The sequence below is a fragment of the Amycolatopsis sp. NBC_00438 genome (genome assembly GCF_036026695.1).
GTDB lineage: Bacteria > Actinomycetota > Actinomycetes > Mycobacteriales > Pseudonocardiaceae > Amycolatopsis.
This window is the reverse complement of record NZ_CP107923.1, coordinates 5094954-5117783: the sequence shown is the minus strand read 5'-3', so window position 1 is coordinate 5117783 and position 22830 is coordinate 5094954. Positions and strand designations below refer to the sequence as shown.

17 protein-coding genes are annotated in these 22830 nt (G+C 71.7%); 7 read left to right on the top strand and 10 right to left on the bottom strand.

The window, feature by feature from the left end:
* Positions 1 to 6 precede the first annotated feature (6 nt).
* Both OG494_RS22425 and OG494_RS22420 read right to left on the bottom strand, forming a co-directional pair.
* Positions 7 to 663, bottom strand: coding sequence for a potassium channel family protein (locus OG494_RS22425; protein ID WP_328458728.1), 657 nt, complete (start codon positions 661 to 663; stop codon positions 7 to 9).
* Positions 660 to 1325: a potassium channel family protein gene (locus OG494_RS22420; protein ID WP_328458726.1), complete on the bottom strand. Its 666-nt coding sequence runs from the start codon at positions 1323 to 1325 to the stop codon at positions 660 to 662. Before OG494_RS22420 ends, OG494_RS22425 begins: the two co-directional genes overlap by 4 nt.
* Before the next feature lie 93 nt (positions 1326 to 1418).
* Here OG494_RS22420 and OG494_RS22415 point away from each other — a divergent pair, with 93 nt between their 5' ends.
* The gene (locus OG494_RS22415; RefSeq protein ID WP_328458724.1) at positions 1419 to 3485 is read left to right on the top strand and encodes an APC family permease; all 2067 of its coding nucleotides are present in this window, start codon (positions 1419 to 1421) and stop codon (positions 3483 to 3485) included.
* Positions 3482 to 4669, top strand: a complete 1188-nt coding sequence (locus OG494_RS22410; RefSeq protein WP_328458722.1) for a class I SAM-dependent RNA methyltransferase — start codon at positions 3482 to 3484, stop codon at positions 4667 to 4669. Before OG494_RS22415 ends, OG494_RS22410 begins: the two co-directional genes overlap by 4 nt.
* Positions 4670 to 4901: 232 nt before the next feature.
* Here OG494_RS22410 and OG494_RS22405 read toward each other — a convergent pair whose 3' ends face one another.
* Positions 4902 to 6371, bottom strand: coding sequence for an aldehyde dehydrogenase family protein (locus tag OG494_RS22405; protein WP_328458720.1), 1470 nt, complete (start codon positions 6369 to 6371; stop codon positions 4902 to 4904).
* 186 nt (positions 6372 to 6557) lie between these two features.
* On the opposite strand from OG494_RS22405, the gene dxs reads away from it, so the two are divergent.
* A complete protein-coding gene (gene dxs, locus OG494_RS22400) occupies positions 6558 to 8471 on the top strand; it encodes a 1-deoxy-D-xylulose-5-phosphate synthase (RefSeq protein ID WP_328458718.1) in 1914 nt (637 codons plus the stop codon).
* Position 8472: 1 nt separating this feature from the next.
* On the opposite strand, the gene OG494_RS22395 is transcribed toward dxs, so the two are convergent.
* Genes OG494_RS22395 through OG494_RS22375 form a run of 5 tightly spaced genes read right to left on the bottom strand, consistent with a single transcriptional unit; the run spans position 8473 to position 15307 of the window.
* Complete coding sequence (locus OG494_RS22395) at positions 8473 to 9921, bottom strand: purine-cytosine permease family protein (protein ID WP_328458716.1); 1449 nt, start codon at positions 9919 to 9921, stop codon at positions 8473 to 8475.
* Entirely contained in the window at positions 9918 to 11270 is a 1353-nt protein-coding gene (locus tag OG494_RS22390; RefSeq protein ID WP_328458714.1) for an aminobutyraldehyde dehydrogenase, read from the bottom strand. Before OG494_RS22390 ends, OG494_RS22395 begins: the two co-directional genes overlap by 4 nt.
* Entirely contained in the window at positions 11267 to 12922 is a 1656-nt protein-coding gene (locus OG494_RS22385) for a thiamine pyrophosphate-binding protein (protein ID WP_328458712.1), read from the bottom strand. The genes OG494_RS22390 and OG494_RS22385 overlap by 4 nt, the downstream gene beginning before the upstream one ends.
* Complete coding sequence (gene speB, locus OG494_RS22380; RefSeq protein WP_328458710.1) at positions 12919 to 13863, bottom strand: agmatinase; 945 nt, start codon at positions 13861 to 13863, stop codon at positions 12919 to 12921. Before speB ends, OG494_RS22385 begins: the two co-directional genes overlap by 4 nt.
* Positions 13856 to 15307 (bottom strand): sodium:solute symporter, encoded by a 1452-nt coding sequence (locus tag OG494_RS22375; RefSeq protein WP_328458708.1) that lies wholly within the window; start codon positions 15305 to 15307, stop codon positions 13856 to 13858. The genes speB and OG494_RS22375 overlap by 8 nt, the downstream gene beginning before the upstream one ends.
* A 106-nt stretch (positions 15308 to 15413) precedes the next feature.
* Between OG494_RS22375 and OG494_RS22370 the strand changes: the two genes are divergently transcribed.
* The 4 genes from OG494_RS22370 (at position 15414) to OG494_RS22355 (ending at position 19431) form a co-directional block, all read left to right on the top strand.
* A complete protein-coding gene (locus OG494_RS22370; protein ID WP_328458706.1) occupies positions 15414 to 16925 on the top strand; it encodes a PucR family transcriptional regulator in 1512 nt (503 codons plus the stop codon).
* A gap of 35 nt (positions 16926 to 16960) precedes the next feature.
* A complete protein-coding gene (locus OG494_RS22365) occupies positions 16961 to 17638 on the top strand; it encodes a response regulator transcription factor (protein WP_247049032.1) in 678 nt (225 codons plus the stop codon).
* Positions 17635 to 18759, top strand: coding sequence for a sensor histidine kinase (locus OG494_RS22360; RefSeq protein ID WP_328458704.1), 1125 nt, complete (start codon positions 17635 to 17637; stop codon positions 18757 to 18759). The genes OG494_RS22365 and OG494_RS22360 overlap by 4 nt, the downstream gene beginning before the upstream one ends.
* 156 nt (positions 18760 to 18915) lie before the next feature.
* The gene (locus OG494_RS22355; RefSeq protein WP_328458702.1) at positions 18916 to 19431 is read left to right on the top strand and encodes a permease-like cell division protein FtsX; all 516 of its coding nucleotides are present in this window, start codon (positions 18916 to 18918) and stop codon (positions 19429 to 19431) included.
* Positions 19432 to 19435: 4 nt separating this feature from the next.
* Here OG494_RS22355 and OG494_RS22350 read toward each other — a convergent pair whose 3' ends face one another.
* Together OG494_RS22350 and OG494_RS22345 are read right to left on the bottom strand one after the other, a co-directional pair.
* Positions 19436 to 21547: a 3-hydroxyacyl-CoA dehydrogenase NAD-binding domain-containing protein gene (locus OG494_RS22350; RefSeq protein WP_328458700.1), complete on the bottom strand. Its 2112-nt coding sequence runs from the start codon at positions 21545 to 21547 to the stop codon at positions 19436 to 19438.
* Positions 21547 to 22779 carry a thiolase family protein gene (locus tag OG494_RS22345; RefSeq protein WP_328458696.1) on the bottom strand — a complete coding sequence of 411 codons (1233 nt, stop codon included), beginning with the start codon at positions 22777 to 22779 and terminating at the stop codon, positions 21547 to 21549. Before OG494_RS22345 ends, OG494_RS22350 begins: the two co-directional genes overlap by 1 nt.
* Positions 22780 to 22830: the final 51 nt, after the last annotated feature.

Sequence of the window (22830 nt, the reverse complement as noted above, 5' to 3'; positions counted from 1 at the left end):
GCTTTGTCAGTAGCCCAGGGCCGTGCGGATCTCCGGCTCGACGTCGGACGTCGCCACGAACAGCAGCTCGTCGCCCGGCTCCAGGGGATCCTCCGGCTGCGGCACGATCACGCGGTCGCCGCGCAGGATGGTCACCAGCGCCGCGTCGCGGGGGAGCGCCAGCTCGCTCACCGGCTTCCCGGCCAGCGGCGTCTCCTCCGGGAGGGTGAGCTCGACGAGGTTCGCGTTGCTCTGCCGGAACGTCATCAACCGGACGAGGTCGCCGACGCTGACCGCCTCTTCGACCATCGCCGCGAGCATCCGCGGGGTCGAGACCGCGACGTCGACGCCCCAGGCGTCGGTGAACAGCCACTCGTTGGCCGGGTTGTTCACCCGGGCCACGACGCGCTTCACCGCGAACTCGGTCTTCGCCAGCAGCGACACCACGAGGTTGGCCTTGTCGTCGCCGGTCGCGGCGATCACGACGTCGCACTGCTCGATGCCGGACTCCTCGAGGATCGACACCTCGCAGGCGTCACCGAGCACCCAGTCGGCCTGCTCGACGGTGTGCGGCTCGAACTGGTCGGCCTCCCGCTCGATGAGCATCACCTGGTGCCGGCCGTCGATCAGCTCGGCGGCGATCGAGCGGCCCACGGCGCCCGCGCCGGCAATCGCGACCCTCATGCCTCGTCCTCCGGTTCGCGGTTGGCCACACTGCCCACGTCGCTGACGGTGCCGGAGCGCGCGGCCACCCACACGTCGTCGTCGGCCTGCAGCACGGTCCTGGGTTCCGGCAGCACGGCGGTGCCGAAGCGCATGATGAACGCCACCCGCGCGCCGCTCGCCTCCTGCAGGGACTTCACGGAGTGCCCGACCCAGCCCTCGTGCAGCGGCAGCTGCAGGATCGCGACGTTGCCCGACGGGTCCCGCCACGCCGACGCGACCCCGTCCGGCAGCAGGGTGCGCAGGAACCGGTCGGTCGTCCACGGCACGGTCGCCACCGTCGGGATGCCCAGCCGCTCGTAGACGGCCGCGCGCTTGTGGTCGTAGATCCGCGCCACGACGTGCTCGATGCCGAAGTTCTCGCGCGCGACCCGCGCCGAGATGATGTTGGAGTTGTCGCCGCTGGACACCGCGGCGAACGCGCCGGCCCGCTCGATCCCGGCTTCGATCAGCACCTTGCGGTCGAACCCGACCCCGACGACCTGCTGGCCGTGGAAGTCGCTGCCCAGCCTGCGGAACGCCTGCTGGTTCTTGTCGATGACGGCCACCTCGTGGCCGAGCCGCTCCAGCGCAGCGGCCAGGGACGCGCCTACCCGGCCGCATCCCATGATCACCACGTGCACGCCCTGCCTCCTCGTTCGGCGGTTACCCGTCCGTTGCTACCCCGACATGCCAGCGCCGAACCTACCGTGCACCCCGGCAGCTAGTCTTTCGTGGTGTCGAAGTTCCCGACCGTGCTGAAACGCCTGGTCCTCGGACGTCCGTTCCGCAGTGACAGGCTCGCTCACACGCTCCTCCCGAAGCGCATCGCGCTGCCCATCTTCGCGTCCGACGCGCTCTCGAGCGTGGCGTACGCGCCGGAAGAGATCTTCCTGACGCTGAGCGTCGCGGGTCTCTCCGCGTACGCGCTGGCGCCGTGGATCGGCATCATGGTCGCGCTGGTGATGCTCGTCGTCGTCGCGTCCTACCGGCAGAACGTGCACGCCTACCCGAGCGGCGGCGGTGACTACGAGGTCGCCAACACGAACCTGGGCGGCAAGTTCGGGCTGACCGTCGCGAGCGCGCTGCTCGTCGACTACGTGCTCACGGTCGCGGTGTCCACTTCGTCCGGTGTGGCCAACATCGGGTCCGCCGTCCCCTGGGTCGCCGAGCACAAGGTGCTGGCGTCCATCGTGATCGTCTCGGTGCTCACCGCGTTGAACCTGCGCGGCATCCGCGAATCCGGGAAAGCCTTCGCAATCCCGACGTACGGGTTCATCCTGGGCATTCTGGTCATGGTCGTCTGGGGGTTGTTCCAGGCGGCGACCGGCACCGAGATGAAGGCGGAGAGCGCCGGCTTCACGCTGACGGCCGAGGGGACCTTCGCCGGCGTCGCGTACGCGTTCCTCGTGCTGCGGGCGTTCTCCTCCGGCGCCGCGGCGCTGACCGGGGTCGAGGCGATCAGCAACGGCGTCCCGGCGTTCCAGAAACCCAAGTCGAAGAACGCGGCGACCACGCTGCTGATGATGGGCCTGCTCGCGGTCACCATGCTCGTCGGCATCATCACCCTGGCCACGATCACCGACGTCAAGTTCGCCGAGGACCCGGCCGAGCAGCTCGTCGGCGCGCCCGCGGGCTACCAGCAGAAGACGATCGTCGCGCAGATCGCGCACGCGGTGTTCGCCGACTTCCCGCCGGCGTTCTACTACATCTCCTTCTCCACCGGCATCATCCTGCTGCTGGCCGCGAACACCGCGTTCAACGGTTTCCCGGTGCTGGGCTCGATCCTGGCGCAGGACCGCTACCTGCCGCGGCAGCTGCACACCCGCGGCGACCGGCTCGCGTTCTCCAACGGGATCCTGTTCCTGTCGGCGTTCGCGCTGGTGCTGATCATCGCGTTCGACGCCGAGGTGACCCGGCTGATCCAGCTCTACATCGTCGGTGTGTTCGTGTCGTTCACGGTGAGCCAGGCCGGCATGATCCGGCACTGGAACCGGTTGCTGGCCAAGGAAACCGACCCCGGCGTGCGGCGGCGGATGCGGCGCTCGCAGACGGTCAACGCGGTCGGCCTCACCTGCACCGGCGTCGTGCTGGTGATCGTGCTGATCACGAAGTTCCTGCTGGGCGCGTGGATCGCGATCGCCGCGATGATCGCGATCTTCGTGCTGATGACGGCGATCCGGAAGCACTACGACCGCGTCGCCGACGAGCTGAAGGACCTGGGCGACACCCCGACCGTGTTGCCCTCGCGCAACCACGCGATCGTGCTGGTGTCCAAACTGCACCGTCCGACGCTGCGCGCGCTGGCCTACGCCAAGGCGATGCGCCCGGACGTCCTCGAAGCCGTCACGGTCAACGTGGACGACGCCGACACCCGGCGGCTGACCGCCGAGTGGGACGCGCACAACTTCAAGGTGCCGCTGAAGGTCGTCGAATCGCCCTACCGCGAGATCACGAAACCGGTGCTCGACTACGTGAAGCGCGTGCGCGGCGACAACCCGCGCAACGTCGTGACCGTGTTCATCCCGGAGTACGTGGTCGGCCACTGGTGGGAGCAGGTCCTGCACAACCAGAGCGCGTTGCGGCTCAAGGGCCGGCTGCTGTTCCAGTCCGGGGTGATCGTGGCGAGCGTGCCGTGGCAGCTGGAGTCCTCCGCCAAAGCGGCCGCGCGCGTCCGGAACGAACGGCCGGCCGCCGGCGACGTCCGGCGCGGATTCTCCCCCGGCGGCACCCCGCCCGTTCCCAAACCTGTCTCCCAACCCGTCTCCAAGCCCGTCGCGAAACCCAAGGAGCCCGCTGAATGACGTCCTGGCAAGGCCGAGTCCTCGAGGTGGAGGTCGGTGCGGTCGCGCACGGCGGCCACTGTGTGGCCCGCGCCGACGGACGGGTGGTGTTCGTCCGGCACGCGCTGCCCGGGGAGCACGTGCGCGTCGAGGTCACCGAGGACAACGGCGGCTCGTTCTGCCGCGGCGACGCGGTCGAGGTGCTCAAGCCGTCGCCGGACCGGGTCACGCCACCGTGCCCGCTCGCCGCGCCCGGCGCGTGCGGCGGCTGCGACTGGCAGCACGCGTCGCCCGCGTACCAGCGTGAGCTGAAGGCCGCGGTGGTTTCCGAACAGCTGCAGCGGCTGGCCGGCATCGAGCGCGAGGTCGTCGTCGAAGCCCTCGAAGGCGGGCCGCTGGACTGGCGCAGCCGCGTCCGGCTGGTCGCCGGGCACGACGGGCGCGCGGGCCTGAGGGCCCACCACAGCCACCGCGTGCTGGCCCTGGAGGACTGCCCGATCGCGGTGCCGGGCGAGCTCGAAGACGTCCTCGCGCGGCGCTGGCGACCGGGTAGCGAGCTCGAAGTGACCAGCGACGGCGACGGTCGCACCCACGTCCGCGAGCTGTCGACGGTGCGGGGCAAGGTCCGCGCCCGGCAGCTCTCGGGCGGCGTGGCGGTGCAGCACGCCGCGGGCCGCGACTGGCGCCTCGACGCGCACGGCTTCTGGCAGGTCCACCCGGCGGCGGCGTCCACGCTCGCCGCGGTGGTGGCGGAGTGGGCGGAAGCGCCGGTCGGCGGGTCGGCCTGGGACCTCTACGCGGGGGTCGGGCTGTTCGCGTCGGTGCTGGCTTCGCAGGTCGGCGAATCCGGGCGGGTGCTGGCGATCGAGTCGGGCCGCCGCGCGGTCTCCGACGGCGAGCACAACCTCGCGGACCTGCCGCAGGTTTCGTGGCAGGCCGGGCGGGTGGAGGACGTGCTGTCCGCGGCGGAAAAGCCGGTCGACGTCGTCGTCCTGGACCCGCCCCGCAAGGGCGCCGGGAAGGCCGTGGTGGAGTCGATCGTGGCCGGCCAGCCGGACCGCATCGTGTACGTCGCCTGCGACCCGGCGGCCCTGGCCCGCGACCTCGCGACGTTCGTTTCGCACGGCTACGCGCTGACGGCGCTGCGGGCGTTCGACGCGTTCCCGATGACGCACCACGTGGAGTGCGTGGCGCTGCTGTCCTGAGTTTTGCCGGTGGTGGCCGTCACCCTGTCCCGGTGACCGATCTCGCTCTTCCGACCGGGCCGCGTCGAGGGTGACCGGCCTGGTCACGGCGGTGGGTCAGTTGACCGGGGCACCGCGAACGCCGCGGGCAAGCCGTCGCCGTCATCGCCACTCTCGAGGCCCGCGGCGTCCACGCTCCGGCTCCCGCGGCTGGGCCGATCGGTGGATCCCGATCGGGCGACAGCGGACGGGCTCAGCCGGCGAACCAGTGCTGCGGCGCCGGGCGCAGGTTCTGGTAGATGTGCTTGGTCTCGGTGTACTCGCCCAAGCCCGTCGGGCCCAGCTCGCGGCCGAACCCGGACTGCTTGTAGCCGCCCCACTCGGCCTGCGGCAGGTACGGGTGGAAGTCGTTGATCCACACCGTGCCGTGGCGCAGCCGGCCGGCCACGCGCTGCGCCCGCCCCGCGTCCTGCGTGAACACCGCGCCGGCCAGGCCGTAGTGGGTGTCGTTGGCGATGCGGACGGCGTCGTCCTCGTCGGTGAACGTCTCGACGGTCAGGACTGGCCCGAACGACTCGTCGACGACCGCCGACGAGCCCTGTTTCACCTGGTCCAGGATGGTCGGGAGGTAGTAGAAGCCGTCGGCCAGCGCCGGGTCGTCCGGCCGGCGGCCGCCCGTGCGCAGCACCGCGCCCTCGGCCAGCGCCGCCGCGACGTACCGCTCGATCTTGTCGCGGTGCGCCGCCGAGATCAGCGGCCCGGTCTCCGCACGGGAGTCGAACGGGCCGCCGAGGCGGATCCGCTCGGCCCGGCGCACCAGTTCGGCGACGAATTCGTCGTGCCATTCGCGCTGCACGATCAGCCGCGCGCCCGCCGAGCAGACCTGGCCGGAGTGCAGGAACACCGCGGTCAGGGCGTAGTCGACGGCCGTGTCGAAATCCGCGTCGGCGAAGACCACGTTCGGGTTCTTGCCGCCCAGCTCCAGGGCCACTTTCTTGACCGTCCCCGCGGCCGCCGCGGCGATCACCCTGCCGGTCGCCAGCCCGCCGGTGAACGACACCAGGTCGACGTCGGGGTGCTCGGCCAGCGGCGCGCCGACCTCGGCACCGGCGCCGAGCACCAGGTTCGCGACGCCGGGCGGCAGGCCCGCCTCGGTGAGCAGCTTCAGGAACAGGATCGACGTGTGCGGCGTCAGCTCGCTGGGCTTGAGCACGAACGTGTTGCCCGCGGCCAGCGCCGGCGCGATCTTCCACACGGTCTGCAACAGCGGGTAGTTCCACGGTGTGATCAGCCCGCAGACGCCGACCGGTTCGTGCACGATCCGGCTGAAGGCGTCCGGGTTGCCGGTGTCGACGACGCGGCCCGCGTCCTGGGCCGCGAGCTTGCCGAAGTACCGCAGGCAGGCGGCGATGTCGGCCATGTCGTAGCGGCTCTCGACCAGGCGCTTGCCGGTGTCGAGCGACTCGGCCCTGGCGAACGCCTCGGCGTCGCGGTCCAGCAGGTCGGCGGTGCGCAACAGCAGGTCACCGCGCAGGTGCGCGGGTGTGCCGGGCCACGGGCCGGTGTCGAACGCGCGCCGCGCCGCGGCGATGGCGGCCTCGGTGTCCTTGGCGGTGCCCTCGGCGACCGTCGCGACCAGGGTGCCGTCGGCCGGGCAGCGGATCTCGCGACGTCCGCCGCCTGCCGCGTCCACCCAGTCGCCACCGATGAAGAAGTCCGCCATGTCACCCATTCTCGTGGCCACGCCGCGTGACCGCCACAGCAGCGCGGGGAGACGAGGTTCACCCCGCGTGATGACTCGTGATCGCGCTCCGCCTGTGACGCCGGACGCGGCGGGCGGTGGCGTGGTGGCGGGTCTCCGTAGACTGGCCGGAACGCGGGGTTTGTCGATCAGGTGAGGTGGAGACGAGTGACGATGCTGGAGTCCGTCAGCGGACCGGCGGACCTGAAGCGCATGAGTGTCGAGGACCTCGGCGAACTGGCGGCCGAGATCCGGGACTTCCTCGTCGACAAGGTCCGCAGGGCCGGCGGGCACCTGGGGCCGAACCTCGGCGTCGTCGAGCTGACGCTGGCCCTGCACCGCGCGTTCGATTCGCCACGCGACGCGATCGTCTGGGACGTCGGGCACCAGGCCTACGTGCACAAGATCGTCACCGGCCGGGCGGACGGCTTCGACAAGCTGCGCCAGACCGGCGGCGTCACCGGCTACCCGTCGCGCGCGGAGAGCGAGCACGACTGGGTGGAGAGCAGTCACGCCTCCTCGGCTCTGTCCTATGTAGACGGACTGGCGAAGGCGTTCGCGCTGGGCGACGACGAGCGGCACGCGGTCGCCGTCGTCGGCGACGGCGCGCTCACCGGCGGCATGTGCTGGGAGGCGCTCAACAACATCGCCGCGCACCGGGATCGCCCGGTCGTGATCGTCATCAACGACAACGGCCGGTCCTACTCGCCGACCATCGGCGGGCTCGCCGACCATCTCGCCGCGCTGCGCCTGCAACCCGGGTACGAGCGGCTCCTCGACGGCGGCCGCGAGCTGCTCAAGCACACCCCCGTCGTCGGCAAGCCGATCTACGCCGCCCTGCACGCGGCGAAGGCCGGCCTGAAGGACGCGCTGAGCCCGCAGGCGATGTTCTCCGACCTCGGCCTGAAGTACCTCGGCCCGGTCGACGGCCACGACTTCGCCGCGCTGGAGAAGGCGTTCCAGAGCGCGAAGGCGTTCGGCGGCGCGGTGATCGTGCACGTGGTCACCGAGAAGGGCCACGGGTACGCGCCCGCGGTGAACAACGAGCACGACCAGATGCACCAGACCGACCCGATCGACCCGGAGACCGGCCTGCCGCCGGTGAAGGGCCCCAGCTGGACCGGCGTGTTCGGCAACGAGCTGGCGAAGATCGGTGCCGACCGCGAGGACGTCGTCGCGATCACCGCGGCGATGCTGCGCTCGACCGGGCTGGACAAGTTCGCCGAGGCGTTCCCGGACCGCTGGTACGACGTCGGCATCGCCGAGCAGCACGCCGTCACCTCGGCCGCCGGCCTCGCGATGGGCGGGCTGCACCCGGTCGTCGCGATCTACTCGACGTTCCTCAACCGCGCGTTCGACCAGGTCCTGATGGACGTCGCGCTGCACCGCCTGCCGGTGACGCTGGTGCTGGACCGTGCCGGGATCACCGGGCCGGACGGGCCGAGCCACCACGGCATGTGGGACCTGTCGCTGCTGGGCATGGTGCCGGGCATGCGCGTCGCCGCCCCGCGCGACCCGGCCACGCTGCGCGAGGAGCTGCGCGAAGCCGTCGCGATCAACGACGGCCCGACCGCGCTGCGCTTCTCCAAGGGCAAGGTCGGCACCGACGTCACGGCGGTCGAGCGGCTCGGCACGGTCGACGTGCTGCGCCGCCCGAAGGAAGGCGCCGACGTCCTACTGGTCACGGTCGGCGCGTTCGCCACGTTGGGCTTGGCCGCCGCGGCGCGCTTGGCCGACCAAGGCATCGGCGTCACGGTGGTGGACCCGCGCTGGGTGCTGCCGGTGCCGGCGGAGCTGGTCGCGCTGGCCGAGCAGCACAAGCTGGTGGTGACGGTCGAGGACAGCGGCCGCCACGGCGGCTTCGGCTCGGCCCTGGCGGCGGTCTTCCGCGACGCGGAGTGCGACGTCCCGCTGCGCGACCTGGCGGTCCCGCAGACCTTCCACGACCTCGGCAGCCGCGACGAAGTGCTGACCCGGATCGGCCTCACCGCCCAGGACGTCGCCCGCCGGGTGACCGAATGGGCCTCCGGCCGGATCGGCGCTCCCGCGGAGCGGTCCGCGAAGAGCGCCGACCGCAGCTGAATCAGGCTTCGGCGGGCACCGCGTCGCGCACCGGCGCGGTCGCCCGACCGAAGACCTCCGCTGGCTCCGGGAACAGCTTCACCAGCAGCGGGTACGCGATCGCCGCCGTGCCCAGGGTCACCAGCAGGCTGATGTCGACGCCGCCGGCGATGTCGCGCAGCGGGCCCGCGATCATCGGCGTGTTCGCGCACAGCAGGCCCAGCGCCGTCGCCGGGATCCAGGCCGCCATCGCGCGCCAGTTCACGCCGCGGGTGAACCAGTACCGGCCTCCGCGACGGCCTTCGTTGAACACCTGCAGGTCGGCGACGTCGTAGAAGCCGCGCCGCTGGACGAAGCCGATCATCATGATCACCATCCACGGTGACGTGCACAGCACGATCAGGGTGGCGAACGCGTTGATGCTCGACACCATGTCGAGCGCGAAGTTGCCGACGAAGATGAACACCACGCTGAGCGTGCCGATCAGCAGCGTCGCCTGGACTCGTGACAGCCGCGGGAAGATCGAGCTGAAGTCCAGGCCGGTGCCGTAGAGCGACGTCGTGCCGGTCGACAGGCCGCCGATCAGTGCCACCACGATCAGTGGGATCGCGTACCAGAGCGGGGAAATCACCGTCAGGCCGGTGATGTAGTCGGCCGGGTCGGCGACCAGGGTCGCGGTCGCGATGCCGAAGCCGAACGGCAGCAGCGTCGCCACCTGCGCGAGGAACGGCGCCGCCAGCAGGGAGCGTTTGCTGTGGTGGGAAGGTATGTAGCGGGACCAGTCGCCGAGGAACGCGCCGAACGAGATCGGGTTGGCCAGCGCCGTGACCACCGCGAGGATGAACGTCGGCCCGAACGTGCCCAGCGCGTACGTGCCCGTGCCGCCGTAGCCCGGGTCGAACGTGCCGCCGTAGGCGAGGACGCCGAGCAGCATGATCGCCGTGCCCAGTACCACCGCGACCCGGTTGACCAGCAGCATGAACCGGTAGCCGTAGATGCAGACGACGAGCGTCGCGAGCGCGATGACGCCGTACGCGGCCGCCGGCAGCGCGGCGCCGCCGTCGAAGCCGAAGAGCCGTTGCGCTGCCCCGGCGACGGCGTCGCCGCTGACCCAGACGGAGATCGCGAAGAACGTGATCGCGGTCAGCAGCGACAGGAACGACCCGACACACCGCCCGACGACGCCGAAGTGCGCGCCGGACGACACCGCGTTGTTCGTGCGGGTGCGCGGGCCGAACAACGCCATCGGGGCCAGCACGAGCCCGCCGAGTACCACGCCGATCGCCGTCGCCGCCAGCGCGGCCCGGAAGCTCAGGCCGTACGCGATCGGCAGCGTGCCCAGGATGATCGTGGCGAACGTGTTCGCGCCGCCGAACGCCATCCGGAACAGGTCACGCGGGCGGGACGTCTGTTCGGCGGGTGGGATCGGCGCGATCCCGTGCTGCTCGACCTCGGTGATCCCGCCGCTCACGCGAACCGCGTCATGACGTGCTTGACGCGGGTGTATTCGGCGAAGGCGTAGGAGGAGAGGTCCTTGCCGTGCCCGGAGTGGCCGAACCCGCCGTGCGGCATTTCGGCGACCAGCGGGCCGTGCGTGTTGACCCACACACAGCCGAAGTCCAGGTCGGCCGAGACGCGCGCGGCGACCGCGAGGTCCCGCGTCCAGACCGACGACGCCAGCCCGTACGGCACGCCGTTGGCCAGCGCGACCCCCTCGTCTTCGTCCGAAAAGGACTGGACCGTGATGACCGGCCCGAAGATCTCCTCCTGGACGATCTCGTCGTCCTGGCGCAGCCCCGAAATCACCGTGGGGGAGAAGTAGAACCCACGGTCGCCGTGCCGGACCCCGCCGGTCTCGATCCGCGCGTGCGACGGGAGCCGCTCGATCAGGCCCTGGACGCGGTCGAACTGCGCGCGGCTGTTGAGCGGCCCGAAGTCGACGCCCGGGGTCTGCGCGACGGCGGTCTTGGTCAGCTCCGCGACGAAGTCGTCGTGGATCGAGGCGTGCACCAGCACCCGGCTGCCCGCGGTGCAGTCCTGCCCGGCGTTGTAGAACGCGGCGCCCACGATGCCTTCGGCCGTCGAGGCGAGGTCGACGTCGGGGAAGACCAGCAGCGGCGCGTTGCCGCCCAGCTCGAGGTGGGTGCGCTTGAGGTCGGCGGCCGCCACGGTGGCGACGTCGATGCCCGCCCGCGTCGACCCGGTGATCGAGACCAGAGCCGTGATCGGGTTCCTGACCAGGGCGCGGCCGGTGTCGCGATCGCCGGTCAGAACGGTGAAAGCGCCTTCGGGCAGGAACTCGGCGGCGACCTCGGCCAGCAGCACGGCGGTCGACGGGGTCGTCTCGGCCGGCTTGAGCACTACGGTGTTGCCGGCGGCCAGGGCCGGCGCGATCTTCCAGATCGCCATCATCAACGGGTAGTTCCACGGCGCGATCTGCGCGCAGACGCCGACCGGCTCGCGGCGGATCACCGACGTGTGACCCGGCGCGTACTCCCCGGCCGCGGTGCCCTCCAGGTGCCGCGCCGCCCCGGCGAAGAACCGCAGGGCGCTGACGCACTCCGGGATCTCCTCGTCCAGCACGACGGACCGGATCTTGCCGGTCTCCCGCACTTCCCGGTCGGCGAACTCCGCCGCGCGGGCCTCCAGGGCGTCGGCGATCTTCAGCAGCGCGAGCTGCCGCTGCGCCGGGGTGCTGCGCCGCCACACCGTGAACGCCCGCGCGGCCGATTCGAGCGCGCTGTCCACATCGGACTGGCCGGCGATCGGGCTGGCGCCGAACACTTCGCCGGTCGCCGGGTCGGTCAGGTCGAGCGTCATGACTTCTCCAGGTGGGTCGGCTCGAACATCTTCAGCAGGGCGGGCAGGACCACGACGGACGGTCCTGGCGTGCGCAACGCCTCGGCGAGATCGGCGCCGACCGTGTCCAAAGTGGACAGCGTCGCGGCGACACCGAACGACCGCGCCAGCGCCACGAAGTCCGGCCGGGCCAGCTCGGTGGCCGTCGACTGGCCGAAGGCGCCGGTGAGGTACTCGCGGAGGATGCCGTACCCGCCGTCGTCGACGATCAGCCACGTGACGTCCAGGCCTTGCTGGACGGCGGTGGCCAGCTCGGCGACGCCGTACATCGCGCCGCCGTCGCCGGACACGGCCAGCGTGGGCCCGCCGGTCGCCGCGGCGCCGCCGAGCGCGCCCGGCAGGCCGTAGCCCAGCCCGCCCGCACCCTGGGAGGTGTGGATCGGCGCGCCCTCGGGGTTCCACACCGACCAGGCCCAGTACGCGGCGATCGTCATGTCCCAGAACGTCTGCGTGCCGTCGGGGACGGCCGCACGGACATCGTCGACGAGCTTGCGTTCGACAGCCAGATCCTGACCGTCCAACCGCGACTCGACGCGCTCCAGAAGCCCGGAGACCGCCGCCTCGGCCCGGCCGTCCGAACGCCGCATCGGCACCCACTCCAGAAGGGCCTGCAGCGTGAGCCGGACATCGGCGTGGATGCCCAGGCCCGGGTAGTTCGACTCGAGCTTGCCCAGGTCGGCCTCGACCTGGATGACGCGCCCGCGCGGCGCGAACTCGCGGTAGTTGCTGGACAGCTCGCCGAGCCCGGAGCCCAGCACCAGCAGGACGTCGGCGTCCGCCAGGAACTCCGTGCTGTGCCAGTCTTCCAGCCACGACTGCCCGGACAGCTCGTGGTCCCAGCCGAAGACCCCCTTGCCGCCGAAGGTGGACAGCACGGGCGCGCGCAACGCTTCGGCGAGTGCCGTCAGCTCGGCGTGGGCGCCGGACCGCAGCGCGCCGCCGCCGGCGAGGATGACCGGGTTCGCCGCCGCGGCCAGCAGGTCCGCCGCCGCGGTGACCAGCTCCGGCAGCGGCGCCAGGGGAGCGGGCGCGGCCGAGACCGACGTGATCGGCGGGACGCCGGCCGGGCCGAGCAGCACGTCCTGGGGGATCTCGACCCACACCGGGCCGTAGGGCGCGGTGGACGCCGACGTCCAGGCCTCGCGCAGCGCGGTCGGGATCTGGCTCGCGCGGCGCACGACGTGCACCGACTTCACGACGCCTGCGAAGCTGGCCTGCTGGTCGGGAAGCTCGTGCAGGTACCCGTGACGGCCACCGCCGAGCCCGGCGACCGGGATCTGGCTGGAGATCCCGAGCACCGGCACCGACGCGGCGCGGGATTCCTGCAGGGAAGCCAACGTCAGCAACGCCCCGGGGCCGGTGGAGACCACGAGGGGCGTGACCGGGACCGGGCCGTCCGGGTTCGCCGTGAGCCGCGCGCGGGCGTGCCCGTCGGCGGCGAAGGCGAGGTTGTTCTCGACGCGCGCGCTGATCAGACGCAGGTCGTCGGCGCGCCGCAGGGCTTCGAACAGGCCGAGGGCGTGCTGGCCCGGCAGGCCGAAGACGGTGTCGGCGCCCAAGGCGCGCAGCGTTTCGACGACGACGTCGCCGCCGATGCGTTCGGTGTCCGTCATGCGCTCTTCCCCAAGGTCAGCAGGCTCACCAGGTCGTAGGCGACGTGGGAGGCCGCGATGGCGGTGATCTCGGCGTGGTCGTAAGCGGGGGCCAGCTCGACGACGTCGGCCCCGATCAGGTTGAGGTCACGCAGGCCGCGCAGGATTTCCAGCAGCTCGCGGCTGGTCATCCCGCCGGCTTCCGGGGTGCCCGTGCCGGGCGCGTGGGCCGGGTCGAGGACGTCGATGTCGACGGAGACGTACAGCGGCCGGTCGCCGATCCGCTGCCGCAGAGCGTCCACGGTCTCGCCGACACCGCGGCGCATCACGTCGCCCGAGGTCACGATGCCGAAGCCGAGCCGGCGGTCCTCTTCGAGGTCCCGCTTGCCGTACAGCGGCCCGCGCGTGCCGACGTGCGACAGCGCGCTCGTGTCGAGGATGCCCTCCTCCGACGCCCGCCGGAACGGGGTGCCGTGGGTGTACGGCTCGCCGAAGTAGGTGTCCCAGGTGTCGAGGTGCGCGTCGAAGTGCAGCAACGCCACGGGTCCGTGCTTCTTCGCCGCCGCCCGCAGCAACGGGAGGGCGATCGTGTGGTCGCCGCCGACGGTCACCAGCCGCGTCCCGTTCGCCTGCAGCGCCTCGGCTTCCTGCTGCAGTGTCTCGATCGCTTCGCCGATGTTGAACGGGTTGACGGCGATGTCGCCCGCGTCCACCACCTGCATCTCGGCGAACGGCGAGACGTCCAGCTCGGGGTGGTAGGGCCGCAGCAGCCGGCTCGCCTCGCGGACGGCGGCCGGGCCGAACCGCGCGCCGGGCCGGTAGGACACCCCGGAGTCGAAGGGCACCCCGACGACGGCGACGTCGGCGTGCGGGACCTGGTCGATCCGCGGCAGCCGCGCGAAGGTGGCGAAGCCGGCGAACCGGGGGATCCGCGACGAGTCGAGGGGTCCGATGTTAGGCACTGCTGGGCTCCTGTTCCGGGATCGGCGTGGGGGTGTCTCCGCCGTTCAGGCGGGAGGTCCACACGGCGAGGATCGAGTCGGACGTGCGGGGTGTGGCGAAGCTGACGGCCAGGTAGACCAGCAGGCTCGCGCCCAGACCCCAGTAGATCGGGGTGTTGGCCTCGACGCCGTCGATGATCATGAACGTCACCACGGACACCGTGCCTGCGATCATCGAGGCGTACGCGCCCTGGCGGGTGCCGCGCTTCCAGAACAGGGCGCCGACGATCGCCACCAGCAGGCCGCCGACCAGGATGTCGTAGGCGATGGTGAGCGCGTTGACGACATCGTCGACGATCATCGCGATGCCGATCGCGACCAGGCCGAGCACGAGCGTGGTGATCCGGTTGCGGCGCACTTCGCCGGTTTCGCTGTTCTTCAGGCCCAGCTTGGTGAGCAGGTCGGACGTCGTGGTGGTGGCGCAGGCGATCAGCGCGCCGCTGGCGGTCGACATCATCGCCGAGAGCGCGGCGGCCAGCACCAGCCCGCGGACGCCGGTCGGCAGCAAGCGCTCGACGATCGTCGCGAAGGCGTCCTGCGCGCTGCCGAGGTCCGGGTAGAGCGCGTGGGCGGCCATCCCGATCAGCGCGCCGGCGACGCCGTAGACCAGGCAGTAGACGCCGGAGGTGATGCCGCCGGACGTCGCGATCGCGGGGGTGCGGGCGGTGAACACGCGCTGCCAGATGTCCTGGCCGATCAGCAGGCCGAAGGTGTAGATCACGAAGTACGTGACGATCGTGTCCGTGCCGATCGAGGTGAAGCTGAAGAAGCTCGGGTCGAGCTTCTCGCTCATGCCGCTGAAGCCGCCGGCGGAACTGATCGCGACCGGCAGCAGGATCGCCAGGATGCCGATGGTCTTGATGACGAACTGGGCGATGTCGGTGAGCGTGATCGACCACATGCCGCCGAGCACCGAGTAGAGCACCACGATCGCGCCGCCGATGGCGATGCCGGCCCAGTTCGGCAGGTCGAACAGCACCTTGAAGATGGTGGCGAACGCCAGCGTCGAGGTCACCGTGAGCATCAGGGTGTAGCCCCACATCACGATGCCGGACACGGCGCTGGTGTTGCCGCCGTAGCGCAGGTCGAGCATCTCGCCGACGGTGTAGACCTTGAGCCGCACCAGCCGGCGCGCGAACACCGCGTGCAGCACCAGGATGCCGACGCCGATGGTGAGTACCAGCCAGGCGCCGGAGATGCCGTAGGTGTAGCCGAGCTTCACGCCGCCGACGGTGGACGCGCCGCCGAGCACGACGGCCGACATCGTGCCGGAGTACATGAACCAGCCCAGCCGCCGCCCGGCGACGAGGTAGTCGGACTTCGTCTTCGCGAGCCGGAGGCCGTACCAGCCGACCCCGAGCATCCCCGCGATGTAGAGCGCGATCACCACGTAGTCCCCGGTCACGGTGGTCCTCCTTACCTCTTCGGTGGTGTTCGGGTCACCGTAGGTTCGCGGGCCACCCCTCCGGCATGGGACGATCCATCCTTCGCTTGCTCTACTTGAGGACGTAATGACCCAGAACGCGGATCCCTGGTCCACCGAAGTGAATGTCCCGTTACGGGACGTCGTCGGCAACCGGGAGCTCGCGCTCGACGTCGTCCCCGAGACGCTGCGGCCGGGCGCGCTCGACGCCCCGGTGCGCTGGGCGCACGTCAGCGAGCTGCGCGACCCCGCGCCGTACCTGATCGGCGAGGAGCTGATCCTCACCGCCGGGGTGAACCTGCCCGAGGACGTCGACCGGTACGTGCGCGGTCTGCGCGAAGCCGGCGTGACGGCCCTCGGCTTCGGGCTCACCCCGACGGTCTCGGAGACACTGCCCGAACCGCTGCGGCGAGCCTGTGCGCGGCACGGGCTGCCGCTGCTGGTGGTGCCGCCGCGGACGCCGTTCCTGGCGATCAACCGGGCCGTCTCGGTCGCGCTGACCGAGGCGGGCCAGCGGGAGCAACGGCGGATCACCGCGGCCCGGGAGGCGTTGACGCGGGCCGCCGGCGGCGGGCTCGGCGAGCTGACGGAAGCGCTTGCGGACCGGCTGCGCTCCTGGGTCGCGCTGGTCGGCGCCGGGGACGTGCTGGCCTCGGCCCACGACGCGCCCACGCCATTGCCACCCGAGGTGCGCGAGCTGGTCGCCACCGTGCGGTCCGGCAGCGGGATCCGCAGCGCGACGACCGAGCTGGCCGGCGGCGAGGTCGTCGTGGTCCAGCCGGTGTACCCGCAGGCGACGGCGTCGCACCTGGTGGTCACCGGCCGCACCCGCCGGTTCGACAGCGCCGACCGCGCGATCCTCGCCGTCGGCGCGGCCCTGCTCGGCCTGGTCGGGCGCGCCGGTTCCGACGCGGCCGAGCTGGGTGCGGCGGCCACCGGGCTGCTGCTCGGACAAGCGTCGGCCGACGGCGTCGCGCGGGCGGTGCTGGGGTCCGGCACCTGCCGGCTGGTCGCCGGGGCGCCGTACCGCCGCGGACCCGGCGAGGTGGCCCTGCGTCCGGACTGGTTGCGCGCGCGGCTGGACACACCACTGGTCGAGGTCCGGCCCGGCCCGCGGTTCGTCGCGATCACCGGCCCTTCGCCGGGTGACCTGGAGGACCTGCGCGCGCACGGCTGGCTCGCGGCGGCCGGCTCCCCGGTCCCGGCCGAGCGCCTGGCCGACGCCGTCGCCGAGGTGGAGCTGCTGCTGGAGCGGGCGGTGGCCCTCGGCCGCCCGGTGCTCGCCGGCAGCGGCCCGCTCGACTTCGACGCGCTGGTGGCGCCGGACGCGTCCCGCGAGTTCGCGGCCCGGGCCCTGCGGCCGCTGCTGGCCCTGGACCGGGCGGGGGACCGGGAACTGGTGCCGACGTTGCGCACGTGGCTGGCCCACCACGGCGGCTGGGAGGCGACCGCGACGGCCCTGGGCGTGCACCGCAACAGCGTCCGGCACCGGATCGCGCAGGCGGAGCGCGCGCTGGACGTGGACCTGGCGGACCCGGAGACCCGGATGCGGCTGTGGTTCGCGCTGCGCTGGGCCACACCGGACACACATAGTCCTTAAAGGGCACTCTCAGGAAAATATGGGATTGTGGTCCGGTGCGAGTTTTGGTAGTCGAGGACGAAGAACCCCTGGCCGACGCGATCGCCCGTGGCCTGCGCCGCGAAGGCATGGCGGTGGACGTCGCGCTCACGGGCGACGACGGTCATGAGAAGGCCGCCGTCACGCGGTACGACGTCGTGTTGCTGGACCGGGACCTGCCCGGGATGTCCGGTGACGAGCTGTGCCGCGAGATCGTCGCGTCCGGCGAGCTGACGCGGGTGCTGATGCTGACCGCGAGCAGTTCGGTGTCGGACCGGGTCGAGGGGCTGTCGCTCGGCGCCGACGACTACCTCGCGAAACCGTTCGCCTTCCCCGAGCTGGTCGCCCGGGTCCGGGCCCTGGGCCGCCGGGCCACGCCGGCCGCGCCGCCGCTGCTGACCGCGGGTGACGTCGAGCTGGACCCGGCGAAGCGCACCGTGCGCCGCGCCAGCGGGCCGGTCGAGCTGACCCGCAAGGAATTCGGCGTCCTCGAGGTGCTGCTCTCGGCCGCCGGTTCGGTCGTCAGCAGCGAAGAGCTGCTCGAACGGGTCTGGGACGAGAACGCCGACCCGTTCACCACGACCGTCCGGGTCACCGTCATGACGCTGCGCAAGAAGCTCGGCGAGCCGGGGATCATCGAGACCGTCGTCGGGTCCGGGTACCGGGTGCCGGAGCCCGGCACGCCGCGCGCGTGAACCTGCCGGGCACCCGCAGCCTCCGCGCCCGGATCACCCTGCTGGCGACCGTGCTGGTCGCCGCCGTCAGCCTGCTGCTGCTCTGGCTGGCCTGGACGCTGGTGCGGGACTCGCTCGACGCGGTCCCGCAGATGCCGCCGGGCAGCACCGTGGTCGTCGACGGCGTCCAGGTGGACGCCTCGACGCTCGCGGAGCACCTGCGCGTGCACGCCCGCAACCGGATGCTGCTGTTCGGCTCGATCTCGTTCCTGCTGGTGGTGGCGGCCGCGGCGATCCTCGCCTGGACGTTCACCTCCCGCGTGCTGCTCCCGCTGCGCGAGATCACCGGCACGGCGCGTCGGCTGTCGATCGAGTCGATGGGGGAGCGGATCGGCGAGGTCCGCCCGCGCGACGAGCTGGCCGAGCTGGCCGGCACGTTCGACGACATGCTCGACCGGCTGCAGGCCGCGTTCGACGCGCAGCGGCACTTCGTCGCGAACGCGAGCCACGAGCTCCGGACGCCGTTGTCGGTGATCCGCACGGAACTGGACGTCACGCTCGCCGACGAAGACGCCGACGTGGCCGAGCTGCGCCGGATGGGCGGGGTGGTCCGCGACGCGACCGAACGCGCCGGCCTGCTCGTGAACTCGTTGCTGCTGCTGGCCCGCACGGACGGCGCGGGCCTCGGGGTCCGCGAGCCGGTGGACCTGGCGGTGGTCGTCGACCGGGCCTGGCGCTCGGCCCGCGTCGAGGCCGAGCAGCGCGGGATCCGGGCCGCGTTCACGGTGGCGCCGGCGCCCACGTTCGGCGATCCCGCGCTGCTGGAACGGATCGCGGGCAACCTGCTGGAGAACGCCGTCCGCCACAACGTCGACAACGGCTGGCTGGACGTTGTGACCCAGCCGGGCCCGCAGTGGTCGGTGCTGCGCGTCCGCTCGTCGGGCGGTCTCGTGGACCCGGCCGTCGTGCCGGAACTGTTCGAGCCGTTCCGCCGCGCGGGCGTGGCCCGCACGGCCCGCTTCGGCGCGGGCCTGGGGTTGTCGATCGTCCGCGCGGCGGTCCACGCCCACGGCGGCAGCGTGACGGCGGAGCCGATCGTCGGTGGCGGGCTCGCGGTGACGGTGCACCTGCCGGTCGGCTAGCGGTCAGCCCGTCGCCGCCGGATCCTTGTCGTCGCAGGCAGTTCGCTGCACGTGACCCCCGCACCTCGGCAGCCGCCCTTCGCGCTGCGCCGTGCCGGTGAACGGACCGTGTCCGGCGGCCGAAGACGGCCGGGGTGTGCTGTGATCCTCGGTGTGGTGGAGAAACCGAGGTCGCTGGTCCGGATCGTGGTCCCGGTCGTCGCGGCGGCCCTGGGCGCCGGAGTGGGGCTCGCGTTCTTCGTCGCGGCGCTGCTGCGGCCGCCCGATCTGCCGGTGGATACGAACCCCGTTCCGCTGGCCGGGCACAACCTGTGCGCGTCGGTCGCGGTGTACTTCCGGACCGACACGGAGATGCGCACGGCCGCGGACACCTTCCACGACGACCCGAAGGCGCGGCGGGTGTTCGTCCAGACCAAAGCGGAGGCGTTCGCCCGGTTCAAGGACGTCTTCAAGGACCAGCCCGAGTTGCTGCAGGCGACCCAGCCCGACGCGTTGCCCGCGTCGGTGTCGCTGCTCGCGGTTCCGGGCACGGACCTGGACGCCTGGGCGCGGGAGCTGCACGCCCGCATCACGAACGCCGATCAGGTGCAGGTCAACGACCTGAACGCGGCGGCGGCGCAGCTGAAAGTCACCGCGCCGCCGCCGAAGTGCCCTCGCGAGGGCGAATACTGATCCGTCAGGAAGCCGGGACCGACGCGACGCCCGGGGCGAGGAACGGCTTGCCGTTCACGCGCTCGGACACACCGGAGCGGTCCAGGTACGGCGTGATGCCGCCGTTCCAGAACGGCCAGCCGGCGCCGAGGATCAGGCACAGGTCGATGTCCTGCGCCTCGGCGACCACGCCCTCGTCGAGCATGATCCGGATCTCCTCGGCGATGGCCGAGAGCGCGCGCTCACGCACCTGCTCCGAGGTGGACGGCTTGTCGCCCTGCGTCCACAGCTCGACGACCTCGGGGTCGGGCGACTGGTTGCCCTTGTCGTCCCAGACCCAGACGCCCTTCTTGCCCGCCTTGACGAACTTGGCGAGGTTGTCGCTGACCGTGACCCGGTCCGGGAACGCCTCGTGCAGCGTCTCGCCGACGTGCAGCGCGATGGCCGGGCCGACGAGCTGCATCAGCGTCAGCGGCGACATCGGCAGGCCGAGTGGTTCGAGCGCGCCGTCGGCGACCTCGAACGGCGTGCCCTCGTCGACCGCCACCAGCACCTCGCCGAGGAAGCGCAGCAGGAGCCGGTTGACGACGAACGCGCTAGCGTCCTTCACCAGCACGCTGGACTTCTTCAGCTGCTTGCCGACCGAGAACGCCGTCGCGAGCGACGCGTCGTCGGTCTGCTCGCCGCGGACGATCTCCAGCAGCGGCAGCACGGCCACCGGGTTGAAGAAGTGGAAGCCGACCACGCGCTCGGGGTGCTGCAGCTTCGACGCCATCGCGGTGATCGACAGCGACGACGTGTTGGTCGCCAGGATCGCCTCGGGGGAGACGTGCTGCTCCAGCTCGGCGAACACCTGCTGCTTGACGCCCAGCTCCTCGAACACCGCCTCGATGACGAAGTCGGCGTCGGAGAACGCGGCCTTGTCGAGCGAGCCGGAGACGAGCGCCTTGAGCCGGTTGGCGCCGTCCGGGGAGACGCGCTTCTTGGCCAGGAGCTTGTCGATCTCGTCGTGGACGTACCCGACGCCCTTGTCGACGCGCGCCTGGTCGACGTCGGTCAGCACGACCGGCACCTTCAGCCGTCGCACGAACAGCAGCGCGAGCTGGCTGGCCATCAGGCCGGCGCCGACGATGCCGACCTTGTTCACCTTGCGCGCCAGGTTCCTGTCCGGCGCGCCGGCCGGGCGCTTGGCGCGCTTGTTGACCAGGTTGAACGAGTACAGCCCGGCGCGCAGGACGTCGGACATGAGCAGCTCGGCCAGGCCGTCCGTCTCGGCCGCGTAGCCACGGTCCAAGTCGTTCTCGCGGGCCAGCTCCAGCAGCTCGACGGCCTTGGTCGCGCCCGGGGAGGCGCCGTGCGTCCGGCCGTCCACAAGGGACTTCGCGCGGGCGATGGCGGTGTCCCACTCGGCGCCGCGGTCGATCTCGCGACGGGCCGGGGTGATCTCGCCGTTGACGACCTTCGCCAGCCACAGCAGCGACTGCTCGAGGTAGTCCGCCGAGCCGAAGACGGCGTCGACGATGCCCAGCTCGGCCGTCTTCTTGACGTTGAGCATCTTGTTCTGCGCCAGCGCGTTCTCGATGATCACGGTGACGGCGGCGTCCGGGCCGATGAGGTTCGGCAGCAGCTGCGTGCCGCCCCAGCCCGGGAACAGGCCGAGGAAGACCTCGGGGAACGCGATCGCGGCGGTGTTCTCCGAGAGCGTCCGGTAGTGACACGACAGCGCGAGCTCGAGCCCGCCGCCCATGACCGCGCCGTTGATGAACCCGAACGTCGGGATCTTCGTCTCGGTGAGGCGGCGGAACACGTCGTGCCCGGTCTGGGCGATCTCGCGCGCCAGCTTCGGGTCGCTCACGGATTCGACACCGGAGAGGTCCGCGCCGACGGCGAAGATGAACGGCTTGCCGGTGACGGCGATCGCGGCCGGCTCGGCCTCGAACGCCTTGTCCAGCGCGGTGTTGAGCGACACGAGCCCTTGCGGGCCGAAGGTGTTCGGCCGGGTGTGGTCGTGGCCGTTGTCGAGCGTGATCAGGGCGACCGGCTTGTCGAGTCCGGGCACCTTGACCAGCCGCGTCACGGCGTTCGTGACGACCTCGTCGGGGAACGCGGCCTTCGCTTCTTCAGCGGTGAAAGTCATTACTTCGCCCCCTCGAAGGCCGGGTTCTCCCAGATCACGGTGCCGCCCATGCCGATGCCGATGCACATCGTGGTGATGCCGTACTGCACGTCGGGCCGCTCGGCGAACTGGCGCGCGAGCTGCGTCATCAGCCGGACGCCGGACGAGGCCAGCGGGTGGCCGCACGCGATCGCGCCGCCCCACTGGTTCACGCGCGGGTCGTCGTCGGCGATGCCGAAGTGGTCGAGGAAGGCCAGCACCTGCACGGCGAAGGCCTCGTTGATCTCGAACAGGCCGATGTCGTCGATGCTCAGGCCGGTGCGCTTGAACAGCTTCTCGGTGGCCGGCACCGGGCCGATGCCCATGACCTCGGGTTCGACACCCGCGAAGGAGTAACCGACCAGCCGCATCGCGACCGGCAGGCCCAGCTCGCGGGCGGTGTCCTCGTCGGCCAGCAGCGACGCGGTCGCGCCGTCGTTGAGGCCCGCGGCGTTGCCGGCGGTGATCCGGCCGTGCGGGCGGAACGGCGTCTTCAGCCCGGCGAGCGTCTCCAGCGTGGTGCCGGGCCGCGGCGGCTCGTCCTCGGTGGCCAGGCCCCAGCCCAGTTCCTTCGAACGGGTGGCGACGGGGACCAGCTCGGGGCCGATCTTGCCGGTCTTGACCGCTTCGGCGTAACGCTCCTGGCTGCGCGCGGCGTAGGTGTCGGTGCGCAGCTTGGTGATGTCCGGGAACCGGTCGTGCAGGTTCTCGGCGGTCTGGCCCATGACGAGCGCGGTCGGGTCGACCAGCTTGTCGGCGATGATCCGCGGGTTCGGGTCGACGCCCTCGCCCATCGGGTGCCGGCCCATGTGCTCGACGCCGCCGGCGATCGCGATGTCGTAGGCGCCGAAGCCGATGCCGGACGCGGTGGTCGTGACGGCCGTCATGGCGCCGGCGCACATCCGGTCGAGGGCGAAGCCGGGCACCGACTTCGGTAGCCCGGCGAGCAGCGCGGCCGTGCGGCCGATGGTCAGGCCCTGGTCGCCGATCTGCGTGGTGGCGGCGATGGCCACCTCGTCGACGCGCTCGGGCGGCAGCTCCGGATGCCGCCGCAGCAGCTCCCGGATGGCGTTGACGACCAGGTCGTCGGCCCGGGTCCCGGCGTAGATGCCCTTGTCGCCGGCCTTGCCGAAGGGGGTCCGTACCCCCTCGACGAAGGCGACGTTGCGTACCCCTCGCGCGTTCGGCGCAAGCGGCGTTGCTGGTGCGGCCACGAATGCTCCAGAAAGTAGACGGTGTTGACCGCACGATAGCCCTTGTTACCC

Bases quoted from the DNA above. Each gene is read 5' to 3' on its own strand.
- OG494_RS22425 (WP_328458728.1), bottom strand. From the start codon at position 663: ATGAGGGTCGCGATTGCCGGCGCGGGCGCCGTGGGCCGCTCGATCGCC.
- OG494_RS22410 (WP_328458722.1), top strand. From the start codon at position 3,482: ATGACGTCCTGGCAAGGCCGAGTCCTCGAGGTGGAGGTCGGTGCGGTC.
- OG494_RS22405 (WP_328458720.1), bottom strand. From the start codon at position 6,371: ATGGCGGACTTCTTCATCGGTGGCGACTGGGTGGACGCGGCAGGCGGC.
- OG494_RS22390 (WP_328458714.1), bottom strand. From the start codon at position 11,270: ATGACGCTCGACCTGACCGACCCGGCGACCGGCGAAGTGTTCGGCGCC.
- OG494_RS22385 (WP_328458712.1), bottom strand. From the start codon at position 12,922: ATGACGGACACCGAACGCATCGGCGGCGACGTCGTCGTCGAAACGCTG.
- OG494_RS22370 (WP_328458706.1), top strand. From the start codon at position 15,414: ATGACCCAGAACGCGGATCCCTGGTCCACCGAAGTGAATGTCCCGTTA.
- OG494_RS22350 (WP_328458700.1), bottom strand. From the start codon at position 21,547: ATGACTTTCACCGCTGAAGAAGCGAAGGCCGCGTTCCCCGACGAGGTC.